The organism is Streptomyces actuosus, from assembly GCF_016921115.1.
Taxonomy (GTDB): domain Bacteria; phylum Actinomycetota; class Actinomycetes; order Streptomycetales; family Streptomycetaceae; genus Streptomyces; species Streptomyces actuosus_A.
In genome coordinates this window covers 39,900-51,840 of sequence record NZ_JAFFZS010000003.1, presented here as the reverse complement: position 1 = coordinate 51,840, position 11,941 = coordinate 39,900, and the positions used below count along the sequence as shown (strand labels likewise).

Genomic DNA, 11,941 nt, shown 5'->3' with positions numbered 1-11,941 from the left:
GGCACACACCACGGTCCCGCACACGAGCCGAAGCCCCCGCGCACGGCGCCGCGCGCGACGCTACTCTTCCTCCTCGTCGAGGTCGTCCAGGTCGTCGAGCCGGTCCAGCGGATCGCGCAGCCGGTCACCAGGAAGGCGGAGAGCCTGTTGCGTCCACTGATCGAGCCGCTCCGCCGCGCTGATCGCGTCCCGCCGCTCCGGCGGGCCGGACGGCCGGCCCGCCGGCGCCTGCCGTGACCTCCGGGGCGCCTCGGGCCGAGGACGGTACGTCACCCCCTGAGGACACCGGCTTCCTCGCCGTCGACTCGGGAGGCTCCGGTCTGCGGGTGGCGGTGGGCACGGCCCGGCGCGGTGTGCTCGGGCGGCGCTCCACCGCGACGCCGGTGCCGACGGGTGCGCGGGGCATCGACGCGGAGCGTTTGATGGAAGACCTGGTACCGCTGGTGGAGGCGTTGACCGCGGACACCGGCGCGCCGCGCCCGTCCGCGGCCGTGGTCGGGGCGGCCGGGCTGAGCACGCTCGGCGACGCGCTGCGTGCCGAACTGCCGGGTGCGCTGCGCCGCGCCTTCGGCGTGCGGCGGCTGGCCCTGGCCGCCGACGCCGTGACCGCCTACTGCGGCGCCCTGGGGGCCCGGCCGGGCGCGGTGATCGCCGCCGGCACGGGGCTGATCGCCGTCGGTACGGATCTGGTCCGCTGGCGGCGTGCGGACGGCTGGGGCCATCTGCTGGGCGACTGCGGCAGCGGCGCCTGGATCGGCCGGGCCGGCCTGGAGGCCGCCCTGCGGGCGTACGACGGGCGGTCCGGCGGCTCGGCGGGACTGCTGGCGCGCGCGGAGGAGGCGTTCGGGCCGGTGCAGGGGCTGCCCGGCAGGTTGTACCCGCGGCGGGACCGCCCGGCGGTGCTCGCCTCCTTCGCTCCCCAGGTGGCCGGCTGCGCCGCCGACGGCGATCCGGTCGCCGTCGGCATCCTCGCCTCGGCGGCCCGGCACATGGCGGAGTCGGCGCGCGCGGTGTGCCCGGACGGCGGGCAGCCGCTCGTCGCGCTCACCGGCGGGCTGTGCAGGATGGGCGATCCGCTGCTCGCCCCGCTGGCCCTGGAGCTGACGCGACTGCTGCCGCACGCGCGCAGGGTGCCCGCAGCCGGAGACCCGCTGCACGGCGCGGTACGCCTCGCCGTCGACCTCGCCGCGGGCACCCTCGCTCTTCCGCCCGACGAGAAGATGCTGCAGGTGGTGACCACGGACCGGGGCTGAGGACCTGCCGCCGCCCGGCGCGCGGAGCCCCGGCGAACCAGCTGATCACTTCTGATCCGTCCGTACCTCATCAGACAAAACCGGACGGATACCGCTCACCTGCACCCTCCCCGAACGGGGGAACCGCGGAAACAAGTAACATGCGGCGCCATGAGTTCCCCCACTGGGCCCGCGTCCGGCCTGCCCGTACGAATGCCGCGCCCCCGCCAGCCCGGCCGGCACCGCCGTCCCGAGCCCCTGGCGGCTCCCGAGGGCGCGCCCGCGCTCGTCCTCGCGGTGCCGGGCACGCCCCGCGCCGGCGTGCGCGGCCTCGCCGAGGAGGTCGTGAGCATCGCCCGCTCCGAGCTGCCCGGCCTGGACGCCCGGATCGGCTACGTCGACGGGGACGACGCGGAGTTCCCGACCCTGCAGGCCGTGCTGGCGCACGCCGCCGACGAGCGCACCGCCCGCTACGAGCAGGCCCTGGCCGCCGGTGTGGAGGCCAAGGCGCCCGAGGGCCCCGTCGCCGTCGTCGTGCCGCTGCTGGCCGGACCGGACAACGCGCTGCTGCGCCAGATCCGTCAGGCCCTCATGGACAGCCGCGTCGCGGCCGAACTCACCGATGTGCTCGGGCCGCACCCGCTGCTGGCGGAGGCGCTGCACGTGCGCCTGTCCGAGGCCGGTCTGGCGCGCGCCGACCGGGCCCGCCTGTTCACCGTGGCCACCGCCGCCGACGGCATCGTCCTGGCCGCGGTGGGCGGCGAGGAGGCCGTGCAGGCTGCGGGGATCACCGGCATGCTGCTCGCCGCGCGCCTCGCCGTGCCGGTGATGGCCGCCGCCCTGGACCAGGAGGGTTCGATCACGTCGGTGGCCGAGCAGCTGCGGGCCTCGGGCTCGCAGCAGCTGGCTCTGGCGCCTTACCTGATCGGTCCGGAGATCGACGCGACGCTGGTCGCCGAGGCCGCGAAGGAGGCCGGCTGCTCCGCCGCGGAGGCCCTCGGCCCCTACCCCGCGATCGGCAAGCTGGCTCTGGCCAAGTACACGTCTGCGCTGGGCATCGCCCCCCAGCAGCCGCAGGGCGCCGCCCACTGAGTCGCCCGCGCCCCTGGACGCCGTGGAAGGGCCCGCTCCGAGCGCCGGAGCGGGCCCTTCGGCGTCCGGCAGCGCGGGCCCGGCGGGGGCTCGTCCGCGGGAGGCGTCGTGCGCTCAGCGCGACGGGACTCGGCCCGGTCTCCGCCGGCTCCCGGAGCCCCTCTGCGGGCGACCGCGGCTGCGTGCGGACCGCGGGCCGACGGGGATCAGCCGAGGACCACGCAGGACGCCGCGGGCACCGCGATCGCGCCGGCCCGGCGCGGCAGCCCGGTGTCCGGGTCGAGCGCGAACCAGGTGACGTCCCCGGAACGCTCGTTGGCGACGTACAGCACTCCGTGCGACTGGGCGATCGCGCGCGGCCAGTGCCCGCCGCAGGGCACGGTTCCGACCGGCCGCAGCACCTCGCCCTCCGCGCCGACGGCGAACACGGACAGCACGTCCTCGCCACGCGTCGCGGTCCACACGAAGCGGCCGTCGGGTGAGACGGCGATGCCCGAGGGATAGGCGTCCCCGGCGGGCGCGGCGGGCAGCACCGGAGTCTCGGCGAGCGGCTTGAGCGTGCCGTCGGCGGCGTCCCAGCGGCAGACGGTCACGGTCGGGGTGAGCTCGTTGACGATGTAGGCGTGCTCGCCGGACGGGTGGAAGGCCAGGTGCCGGGGCCCGGAGCCGGGCCGCAGCGCGGTCTCGCGGTGCAGGACCGGTGTGCCGTCGGTGAGGGTGCAGGCCCGCACCGAGTCGGTGCCGAGATCGACGCTGACCATCCATCGGCCGCTCGGGTCGGGCTGCACCTGGTGGGTGTGCGGGCCGTGCTGACGGGGGGCGTGCGGGCCGGAGCCGGTGTGGCGGAGCACCCCGGACGGGGCGGGTGCGAGGCTGCCGTCGGCGCGCACCGGTACGGCGGTGACGCTGCCGGAGCCGTAGTCGGCGGTCAGCACGTGTCCCCGGTGCACGGCGAGATGGGTGGGGCCGCTGCCCACCGGCACGCGCGGTCCGGCGGGTTCCGGCTTGCCGCCGTTCACGCGGTAGGCGGCGAGGGCCCCTTCGGCGGTCTCACTGACCGCGTAGAGGGTGCCGCCGTCGGGCGAGAGGGCCAGGTAGGAGGGATCCGCGAGGCGGTTCACGGTGCTCAGGACGGTCAGCGAGCCCGTGTCGGCTGCCACGGCCGCCGTGACGATGCCGGGGCCGCCGGCTGCTGTGAAGGACCCGATGAACGCCCGCAGTCTTCCGCCGTGTGCCACGGCTGTCCCCTCTCGTCGCCGCAGTGTCCCGGGGCGACGGTAGCAGTCGGCCGGGCTAGGTCTAGACCAAGACCCCAGGCCTTGGCGCGGCGCGGCGCCCCGTCGTCGGGAGTCCGCGGCAGGGGTGGCGCCGGGGTACGGGGCGGTGCCGGGGTACGGGGCGGTGCCGGGACTGCGGGAAGGGGCCGCACGGCGGGCCGACGGACGTCCTGTCCGCTGCGTGGACCCGCGCGTGTCTCAGGCGCCGACGAGCGGTGAGCCGGAAGGGCTGCGCAGCGGAGCGGCGAGCTCGGACAGCGCACGCTCGATGCCGTGCAGGTGGGCGAGCGCGGGCTCGGCGACGTCCGGCCGTTCCGTCGCGGCGACCTCGGCGTCGCCGCCGGTCAGTGCCTCCACCGCGGCCTCCACCCGCCAGCACGCGGCGGCCAGGCGGGCGTCGTGGGAGGCCTCCGGGTCGGCGGCGACGACGACCAGGCCGCGGATCTCGCGGGCGCAGTCGTCGAGCAGGGCGAGCACCTGCCGGGCCCGCCGCTTGCGGCCGAGCATCGGGTTCGACGGGTGGACCAGGGGTGCCACGGACAGCCGCACCCGGCCGAGCAGCTGCTCCAGTTCGGCCACGCGGGGCGCCGGGTCGGCGCCCGGTGTGCCCGCGAGGCGGGCGGCGGCCTCGGCGGTGCAGGCGTGCACGCAGCGCAGGGCGCGCTGGATCCAGGCGTCGGTGACGGCGTGGGTGGTGACGGGCAGGACGAACAGCACCGCGAAGGCGGCACCGAGGGCCCCCACACCGGTCTCCGCCAGGCGCAGGCCGAGCAGCCCGGGTCCGAGGACACCGAGGAGGCCGTAGAGCAGTTCGGCGAGCAGCGTCACGCACAGCATCATCCAGGTGTAGGAGACGGCGGCGCTGTAGAAGATGCCGAAGACGCACACGGCGACGAGGAGGACGGTGGGCAGCGGCGCGCCGTGCAGCGGGACGGCGACGAGGAAGCCCAGACCGAGGCCGATCACGGTGCCGAGGACCCTGCGGAAGCCGCGCACCAGGGTCTCACCGCGCGAGGTGGTGTTGACGAAGATCCACCAGGTGGCGCCGACAGCCCAGTACCAGCGCTCCCCGGACACCAGCTGCCCAGCGACGAGGGCGAACGCGGCGCCCGCCGTGGCCTGGACGGCCTGCCGGGTGGTCACCCGGGTCAGGCCGGCGCCGCCGGGCGGGGCGGGGACCGCGGACGGCGGCAGGCGGCGCTCGTAGCACCACAGGCCGAAGCGGACCGCCGCGGCGGCGAGCACGGAGAGCACGACGGCGGCGTACAGCGCGGGCAGCTGACCGGGGGTGGCGCGCAGGAACTGCGCGACGAAGAAGGTCATGAACGCGAACACGCCGAGGCTGTGGCCGCGCGGGCCGAAACGGCGCGCGTACACTCCGGCGCCGACCACGGCGAGGAAGGTGAGGTCGCGCAGCAGCGGATGATCGTGCAGCTCGGCCGCCGCGGCGAGCACCGGCAGCCCGGCGACCGGCAGCAGCGCGGTGGTGACCGCCTGTTGGCGCACGGTGCTGTCGGTGACGGTGAACAGGGCGAGCAGCGCGGCGAGGCCGCCGGTGACGGCTCCGGGGAGGGAGTGTCCGGCGAGGCCGGAGACGACGACCGCCAGGCCGATGCCGAGGACGGCCCGCGTGGCGAAGCGCAGCCGCGCCCGCCCCGGGTCCGGAGCCACGAACACCCTCTTCAGCACTGTGTACCGCCCTTTCGGACATCGGCATGAAAAAGGCGCCGCGGGGATCCGCAGCGCCATCGACCCGTCTATGACAACACCCTTCCCACCACTGGCTCAAGTCTGCCCCGTTCCACTGGTCCATTGGCTCGATCTCATTGATGGTGGGACGGCCACCGGAGTACCAACGGTCCAGCGGGAGCGGGCCGACCCGCTGGGCCATTGGTACAGTCGCCGATGATCACCGGCGGGACGGGAGGAGGCCGAACGGCCATGACCGTGGACGCGCTCGACACCCGCATCCTGCGGCTGCTGCTGGAGCAGCCGCGCACGAGCGTGCGCGAGTACGCCCGCATGCTCGGCGTCGCCCGGGGCACGCTGCAGGCCCGGCTCGACCGGTTGGAACGGGACGGTGTGATCACCGGTACCGGACCGGCGCTGTCCCCCGCCGCGCTCGGCCACCCGGTGCTGGCGTTCGTGCACATCGAGGTCACCCAGGGGCACCTCGACGACGTCGGGGACGCGCTGTCCGAGGTACCGGAGATCGTCGAGGCGTTCTCGATCACGGGTGGCGGCGATCTGCTGACGCGGGTCGTGGCACGCGACAACGCGCACCTGGAGGACGTGATCCAGAAGCTGATCAGCCTGCCCGGCGTGGTGCGCACCCGCACCGAGGTCGCCCTGCGCGAACGTGTCCCGCACCGGCTGCTGCCCCTGGTGGAGTCGATCGGCCGTACGGCCGGGAAATGAGCCCACCGCGGCCGAGCGCGGACGCGGGCGGTGAGGACCTCCGGGGAGCCCGGCCTCAGGAACGGCGGCGGGGCCGGCCGCCGCCCCGGCGGCCGGTGCTCTTCGCCGAGGCCGAGCGCCCACGCTGGGCCTGGCCCCCGGACCGGCCGGACGCCCGGCCCCCGGTCTGCCGCGCGGCCTTGCCGGTCTGCCCCGACCGACCTGTCTGTCCGGTCTGCCCGGCCGCCTTGCCCGTGCTCTCCCGGCGCTCCCCCTTCGGCTGGTCGGCGGGCGCCTGCGGGCGGCGTCCCCGTGTGCTGTTGACCGTCCGGCCGCGCACGATGCCGATGAGGGCCTCCACGAGGTCGGTGGTCGCCTCCTCCGGCCACGACAGGGCGATGCTCGACCGGGGCGCGTCGGTCACGGGCCGGTAGGTGAGGTCCTTGCGGTGGAACAGGCGGGCCAGCGACTGGGGCACGTAGAGCAGTCCGACGCCGGCCGCCACGAGTTCCACGGCGTCCTGGGTGGTGGCGGGACGCTCGAAGCCCGGCTCGCCGGGCGGCTGCTCCCAGCCGAGCACGTCGTCGAGCGGATGGAAGACGACCTCGTCGGCCAGGTCGGCCAGCGTGACCTCGTCGGCCGCGGTGGCCACGTGGTCCTTGGGGACGACGACGACCGTCGTCTCGGTGTAGAGGGGGATCGCGCTGAACACCGTACGGTCGACCGGCAGCCGCACCAGGCCCGCGTCGGCGCGCCCCGTGCGCAGCACCTCGGGCGTCTCGGCGGCCGCGACCTGGAGCAGGGTGAGGGGGACGTCCGGCAGGCGCTCGTTCCAGATCCTCGCCCACTTGGCGGGCATCACGCCCGGGACGTACGCCAGCGTGAAGGAGGGGGCGTCGGCGACGGCCTCCGGCGGGGAGTCGGCGGAGGGCTGCGGGGGCGGATCCGCGGGGGGATCCGTGGGGTCGTCTGCGGAGCCGGTCACCCCGTCAGGTTACCGGCTGCGGGAGCAGATCCCGCCCGCCAGCCCGTCCAGTGCAGGACGGTGACCACGATCACCGGCCCCTCCGGCGGCCGTTCCCCGTACTGGGGGTACTTCCGGCACAGCAGGGCGATCGCGGCGCCGAACTCCGTACGGGCCTCCTCGTCCCCCGTCGAGGCCTGGAGGGTGCGGGCGCCGCCGTCGGCGCGGACCCACCACAGGCGCTCCCAGTCCTCGTCGTAGGCGTCCACGAGCAGGCTGACGGCCGGGTGCACGGCGATGTTGTGGAGCCGTGCCAGGTGCCGGGAGCGTTTCGGCTTGTGGTCGACGGCGGTGACGATCCGGTCGCCGTCGCGGGCGAAGACGACCGGCACCAGGCGCGGGCGCCCGCCCGGGTCCACCGTCGCCATCCGTGCGACGCGGGCGTCGGCGAACCTCCGGCGCGCCTCGTCGGGATCCATGTCGGGCACGATCGGCCTCCTCTCCCCCGCTCACCCGTACGCGGAGACGATCTCGGCGTACTCGTCGAGGCGTTCCAGCGTGGCGTCCACCGGGCGGGTGGGCAGGTGCAGCAGGACGCGTTCCACACCGAGAGCGGCGTAGGCGTCGAGGGACTCCCGGTCGCGCCGGCCCGCGTACACCACGACGGGGGTGTCGGTCCCCGTCACCTGCCGCATGCGGTCGATCTGCTCGCCCAGGTCCTCGGGAGGTACGCCGGTGGGCATCCAGGCGGACCCGTAGGAGGCCAGGCGGGAGAAGGCACGGTCGCCACCGCCGCCGACGCAGATCGGCGGGTGGGGCCGCTGGACCGGCTTGGGCCAGCAGAAGACGGGATCGAAGTCGACGAACTCGCCGTGGAACTCGGCCTCGTCGCGCGTCCACAGTTCGATCGTCGCGCGCATGCGCTCGTCCATCAGCCGGCCGCGGGTCCGCGGATCCGTGCCGTGGTTGCGCATCTCCTCGCGGTTCCAGCCCGCTCCGATCCCGAAGACGGCCCGGCCGTTCGAGACCAGGTCGAGTGTGGCGACCTCCTTGGCGGTCATGATCGGGTCGCGCTGCACCACGAGCGCGATGCCCGTGCCCAGCAGCAGGGTGCGGGTCGCGGCGGCGGCCGCGCCGAGCGCCACGAACGGATCCAGGCTCCTGTAGTACACGCGGGGCAGTTCACCGCCACCCGGGTACGGCGTGCGGCGCGAGACCGGGATGTGCGTGTGCTCGGCGACGAACAGGGCGTCCAGGCCGCGTTCCTCCAGGGCGGCTCCCAGCGCCGCCGGGCCGATGCCCTCGTCCGTGAGGAAGGTCGACACTCCGAACCTCATCCGCTCCACCTCGCCGCTCGTGCTCCGCCGCCCCGGGACGGCCTGCCTCTCCTCCCTCACCAGTACCCCGGCTCGACGCGGCACCCCTCCCGGAGGGACGATCGGATCCGGACACACATCCGGGCACACGTGGCCGGACGGACCTGTGCAGGTGATGAGCGGCATGGTCGGTGACACGGACGACGACATCCAGGAACGGCGCCGGGGCGGCAGCGGGCACCGGACGGTCCCGCATCCGGCGGACGTGCGCATCGAGGCCTGGGGCGCGAGCCGGGAACGCTGCCTGGTGGAGGCCGCGCTGGGCATGGTGGAGTGCTTCGCGGACGTCCGGGCGGTCCGGCCCACCTCCGTCGAGCACGTCCGGCTGGCGGAGACCGACGACGACGATCTGCTGTCCGCGCTGCTGGACGAGGTCGTCCACCGGCTGGAGGTGGACGGGCGGGTGACGGTCGACCTGGAGGCGGACGACGCCGAGGAGGGCCTGGAGGTACGGCTGGCGCTGGCCGGGCTGTCCGAGGTGAGGACGACCGGCACCGATCCGAGGGACGTGTCGTGGCACGGGGTGCGGTTCGCTCCGGACCCCTACGGGTGGTCGTGCGCCGTGACCGTGGACGTCTGAGGTCGGGCTCCTCGCCCGGGGTCGCGGTCCTGCCCCTGGTCGCGGTCCTGCCCGAGGCCGGAGTGCTGCCCGAGGCCGGGGTCCTGCCCGGTGTGGGTTCCCCGTCGCCCGGATCCGGCGGGAGGGTCCCGGGGGCGGCGCGGCCCGGCCCGGCGCGCGCCGTCGCCCGGCTCGTACCGTGGGGGTATGGCCGACGGCACGGTGACGCTGTTCCTGTGCGGCGACGTGATGCTCGGGCGCGGCGTCGACCAGATCCTGGCGCGGCCCGGCGATCCGGCCCTGCGCGAGGAGTTCGTCGGCGACGCCCGATCGTACGTGCGCCTGGCGGAATCCGTCAGCGGGCCCATTCCGGCCCCGGTGGCCCCGTCGTGGCCGTGGGGCGAGGCGCTGCCGCTGCTGGACGCGGTCGCACCGGACGCCCGGATCGTCAACCTGGAGACGTCCGTGACGCGCAGCGACGCGTTCGCCCTCGGCAAGGCGGTGCACTACCGCATGCATCCGGACAACCTGCCGGCGCTCTCCGTCGCGCGGCCCGACGTGTGCGTGCTGGCCAACAACCACGTGCTGGACTTCGGGCGGCCGGGCCTGGTGGAGACCCTCGACGTGCTGGCACGCGCGGGGTTGCGCACCGTGGGCGCGGGCCGCACCGCCGAGGAGGCCTACGCCCCGGTGGCGGTACCGGTGCCGGACGGCGGGCGGGTGCTGGTGCTCGCGCTGGGCGCCCGTTCCAGCGGTGTCCCACCGGGGTGGGCGGCGCTCGCGGACGTGCCGGGCGTGGCGTACCTGCCCGACCTGTCGCCGGCCACCGCAGCGACCGTCGTGCACCGCCTGCGGCAGGTCAAGCGGGCGGGTGACGTCGCCGTGGTGTCGGTGCACTGGGGCTCCAACTGGGGGTACGCGGTGCCCCGCGCGCAGACGCGCTTCGCCCACGCGCTCGTGGACGGCGGCGCCGACGTGGTGCACGGGCACTCCTCGCACCATCCGCGACCGGTCGAGGTGTATCGCGAGCGTCTGGTGCTGCACGGCTGCGGCGACTTCATCGACGACTACGAGGGCATCACCGGGTACGAGGAGTTCCGCGACGACCTGCGACTCGCCCACGTCGTGACGGTGGAGGCGGGCACAGGCAGACTGCTCGGGCTGCGCATGGTGCCGCTGCGGGCCCGGCGGATGCGGCTGGAGACGGCTTCGGAGGAGGACCGGACCTGGTTGTGCGGAGTGCTGGACAGCGTCAGCGACGGCGTGCGGATCGCCCCGGGCCCCCACGGCACGCTGACACTGCTTCCGCCGGACGCGGAGCCCGGTCCCTGAAACGGCGGCTGCGGCCGGCGTCGCTCCAGGTGCGCACGGGCCGAGCGCCCCGGCAGGCGCCGGCGGCCCCCGGCCCCGCAGCCGTACCGCACGCAGTCCGCGGCCCGGCGGTGGAACCCGCCGCCGGGGTCGCCACGGGGCCCCTCGGACCATGGCTCTCGGACCATGGCTCTCGGACGGCCGCCCGTACGATGCGGTCGCTCCGGGCCATCGGCCCAGGAGGACACCGGAGCGGGGCGCGGGAGGGGGCGACCGGCCCGGCGCGGGGAGGAACACCACGCCGTCGGCCGTCCGACGGCGCCGTTCCGGCGCGGCGAGCGCACACTGGATGTATGACCCCGTAACCGCGAGTGAGGTCCAGGGGGTGTCATGAGCACTCTCGAAGAACATGTCGACATCGGTGTCCCGGCCGACCTGGCCTGGGACTTCCTCCATCGGGTGGAGAACTACCCCCGCTTCCTGACCGGTGTGCACGAGGCGCACGCCGAGGGCGGCGGCCGGGCCCGCCTCGGCGTGACCGCGGGTGGCCGGACCCGGGAGGTCGACACCGAGATCACCGACCATGATCAGGGACGCACCATGGAATGGCAGACCACGAGCGGCCCCGGCCTCGCCGGATCGTTCACCCTGCAGCCCGTCGACGCGCAGCACACCCGGCTCAGCACCCGTCTGGAGTACGACCCGGCAGCCGTCCGGGAGGCGTTCGGCGGACCGGGCGGCTTCGCCCAGGCCATCGCCGTCGAACGGTTGGCGCACAGCGGGCTCGAACAGTGCCGGCGGCTCCTGGAACAGGGCGCCCGGTGATGCGCCGGGCTGCGTCCGGTGCCGGTCCGTCGCATGGTGGTGCCATGGACAAGCACCCCCCGGTGGTCGTGCACCCCCCGTCGGACGACGGCGGACGGCGGGTGACGATCGAGGACGAGCAGGTGGGCACCGCCTACAGCTTCTTCGACGTCCTGGACCTGGTGCACGGGGCGGGCCTGCCGGGCGAGGACAGGGCCGTGGACGACCCCGACCTGATCGAGTGGCGCGGCGGCGGACCCTACGACTGGGCCGACAGCGTCCGGAGGGACGCCGACGGCAGCGAAACGGACGACAGCGCCGACGGCGACGACGACCGGACACCCCGGGAGCCCGGCTGACGGCAGCCGCCCGTCCCACGCACCGCCCCACCCGGAGGCACCGCGCCGACGCCTGTCCGCCGGTCCTCGCACCACCCCTCGGAGTCCGGGTCCGGACGGGGCCCGGCGCCCCGCGGCGGGACGACACCGCACGGCGCCTCGGGCGACCTCAGACGGGCGCGCTCCTCTTCCCGCGTGAGCGGGTGCCGGTCGGGGTACTCGTCGCAGCGCCCGCCGCCGAGTCCGCCGGCCGGGCGGAAGCGGGGTCGGCCGCCGAGGGGTGAGCACCCATGTCAGAGATGTACGAGCAGACACCGTCGCAGGCCGAGGGCGAACGTGACGACCTCGCCGACGAGGGGCGGGGCCCACGTGGCCGAACGGCGAGGCGCGACGTCTACGATCCGCCGCGGACCACGCCCTCGCAGGCGGAGGGCGAACGAGACGACGAGACGCAGGGCATGCCGAACCGGTGACGGCGGTCCGACGCCCGACCCTGGACGAGCGCGGAGAGACGGGTGCGAGAGCCCGTCCCCGGCCGGCCGTCGGACGATCCCGACCGCGAGGATGCGCCCGGATCGGGCGGCCCCGGGC

General features: G+C 75.4%; 14 protein-coding genes. 8 read left to right on the top strand and 6 right to left on the bottom strand.

Going from position 1 to position 11,941, the window contains the following annotated elements:
* Positions 1-60 precede the first annotated feature (60 nt).
* On the bottom strand, positions 61-273 hold the full coding sequence (locus JS756_RS05340) for a hypothetical protein (RefSeq protein ID WP_205381766.1): 213 nt from the start codon (positions 271-273) through the stop codon (positions 61-63).
* On the opposite strand from JS756_RS05340, the gene JS756_RS05335 reads away from it, so the two are divergent.
* Both JS756_RS05335 and JS756_RS05330 read left to right on the top strand, forming a co-directional pair.
* On the top strand, positions 234-1,253 hold the full coding sequence (locus JS756_RS05335) for an N-acetylglucosamine kinase (protein ID WP_205381765.1): 1,020 nt from the start codon (positions 234-236) through the stop codon (positions 1,251-1,253). The two genes, JS756_RS05340 and JS756_RS05335, sit on opposite strands and share 40 nt — an antisense overlap.
* A gap of 150 nt (positions 1,254-1,403) precedes the next feature.
* Positions 1,404-2,324, top strand: a complete 921-nt coding sequence (locus tag JS756_RS05330; protein ID WP_205381764.1) for a sirohydrochlorin chelatase — start codon at positions 1,404-1,406, stop codon at positions 2,322-2,324.
* Between the two features lie 206 nt (positions 2,325-2,530).
* On the opposite strand, the gene JS756_RS05325 is transcribed toward JS756_RS05330, so the two are convergent.
* On the bottom strand, positions 2,531-3,562 hold the full coding sequence (locus JS756_RS05325; RefSeq protein WP_205381763.1) for a lactonase family protein: 1,032 nt from the start codon (positions 3,560-3,562) through the stop codon (positions 2,531-2,533).
* Positions 3,563-3,799: 237 nt separating this feature from the next.
* Entirely contained in the window at positions 3,800-5,290 is a 1,491-nt protein-coding gene (locus JS756_RS05320) for an FUSC family protein (protein WP_205381762.1), read from the bottom strand.
* Between the two features lie 252 nt (positions 5,291-5,542).
* Between JS756_RS05320 and JS756_RS05315 the strand changes: the two genes are divergently transcribed.
* Positions 5,543-6,019 (top strand): Lrp/AsnC family transcriptional regulator, encoded by a 477-nt coding sequence (locus tag JS756_RS05315; protein ID WP_205381761.1) that lies wholly within the window; start codon positions 5,543-5,545, stop codon positions 6,017-6,019.
* Positions 6,020-6,074: 55 nt separating this feature from the next.
* Here JS756_RS05315 and JS756_RS05310 read toward each other — a convergent pair whose 3' ends face one another.
* From JS756_RS05310 to JS756_RS05300, 3 genes are all read right to left on the bottom strand, one after another.
* Positions 6,075-6,857 carry a LysR family substrate-binding domain-containing protein gene (locus JS756_RS05310; protein WP_205382065.1) on the bottom strand — a complete coding sequence of 261 codons (783 nt, stop codon included), beginning with the start codon at positions 6,855-6,857 and terminating at the stop codon, positions 6,075-6,077.
* A 122-nt stretch (positions 6,858-6,979) separates the two neighbouring features.
* Positions 6,980-7,450 carry a TIGR03668 family PPOX class F420-dependent oxidoreductase gene (locus tag JS756_RS05305; protein ID WP_205381760.1) on the bottom strand — a complete coding sequence of 157 codons (471 nt, stop codon included), beginning with the start codon at positions 7,448-7,450 and terminating at the stop codon, positions 6,980-6,982.
* A gap of 21 nt (positions 7,451-7,471) precedes the next feature.
* Entirely contained in the window at positions 7,472-8,299 is an 828-nt protein-coding gene (locus JS756_RS05300; protein ID WP_205381759.1) for an LLM class F420-dependent oxidoreductase, read from the bottom strand.
* A gap of 163 nt (positions 8,300-8,462) precedes the next feature.
* Between JS756_RS05300 and JS756_RS05295 the strand changes: the two genes are divergently transcribed.
* The 5 genes from JS756_RS05295 (at position 8,463) to JS756_RS05275 (ending at position 11,823) form a co-directional block, all read left to right on the top strand.
* Positions 8,463-8,918: an archease gene (locus JS756_RS05295; protein ID WP_205381758.1), complete on the top strand. Its 456-nt coding sequence runs from the start codon at positions 8,463-8,465 to the stop codon at positions 8,916-8,918.
* Between the two features lie 186 nt (positions 8,919-9,104).
* A complete protein-coding gene (locus tag JS756_RS05290; protein WP_205381757.1) occupies positions 9,105-10,229 on the top strand; it encodes a CapA family protein in 1,125 nt (374 codons plus the stop codon).
* A gap of 369 nt (positions 10,230-10,598) precedes the next feature.
* A complete protein-coding gene (locus tag JS756_RS05285) occupies positions 10,599-11,033 on the top strand; it encodes an SRPBCC family protein (RefSeq protein WP_205381756.1) in 435 nt (144 codons plus the stop codon).
* Between the two features lie 44 nt (positions 11,034-11,077).
* A complete protein-coding gene (locus JS756_RS05280) occupies positions 11,078-11,371 on the top strand; it encodes a hypothetical protein (RefSeq protein WP_240203319.1) in 294 nt (97 codons plus the stop codon).
* A gap of 269 nt (positions 11,372-11,640) precedes the next feature.
* Complete coding sequence (locus JS756_RS05275) at positions 11,641-11,823, top strand: hypothetical protein (RefSeq protein ID WP_205382091.1); 183 nt, start codon at positions 11,641-11,643, stop codon at positions 11,821-11,823.
* Positions 11,824-11,941 lie beyond the last annotated feature (118 nt).

Bases quoted from the DNA above. Each gene is read 5' to 3' on its own strand.
- JS756_RS05330 (WP_205381764.1), top strand. From the start codon at position 1,404: ATGAGTTCCCCCACTGGGCCCGCGTCCGGCCTGCCCGTACGAATGCCG.
- JS756_RS05315 (WP_205381761.1), top strand. From the start codon at position 5,543: ATGACCGTGGACGCGCTCGACACCCGCATCCTGCGGCTGCTGCTGGAG.
- JS756_RS05310 (WP_205382065.1), bottom strand. From the start codon at position 6,857: ATGCCCGCCAAGTGGGCGAGGATCTGGAACGAGCGCCTGCCGGACGTC.
- JS756_RS05300 (WP_205381759.1), bottom strand. From the start codon at position 8,299: ATGAGGTTCGGAGTGTCGACCTTCCTCACGGACGAGGGCATCGGCCCG.
- JS756_RS05295 (WP_205381758.1), top strand. From the start codon at position 8,463: ATGGTCGGTGACACGGACGACGACATCCAGGAACGGCGCCGGGGCGGC.
- JS756_RS05290 (WP_205381757.1), top strand. From the start codon at position 9,105: ATGGCCGACGGCACGGTGACGCTGTTCCTGTGCGGCGACGTGATGCTC.
- JS756_RS05285 (WP_205381756.1), top strand. From the start codon at position 10,599: ATGAGCACTCTCGAAGAACATGTCGACATCGGTGTCCCGGCCGACCTG.
- JS756_RS05280 (WP_240203319.1), top strand. From the start codon at position 11,078: ATGGACAAGCACCCCCCGGTGGTCGTGCACCCCCCGTCGGACGACGGC.
- JS756_RS05275 (WP_205382091.1), top strand. From the start codon at position 11,641: ATGTCAGAGATGTACGAGCAGACACCGTCGCAGGCCGAGGGCGAACGT.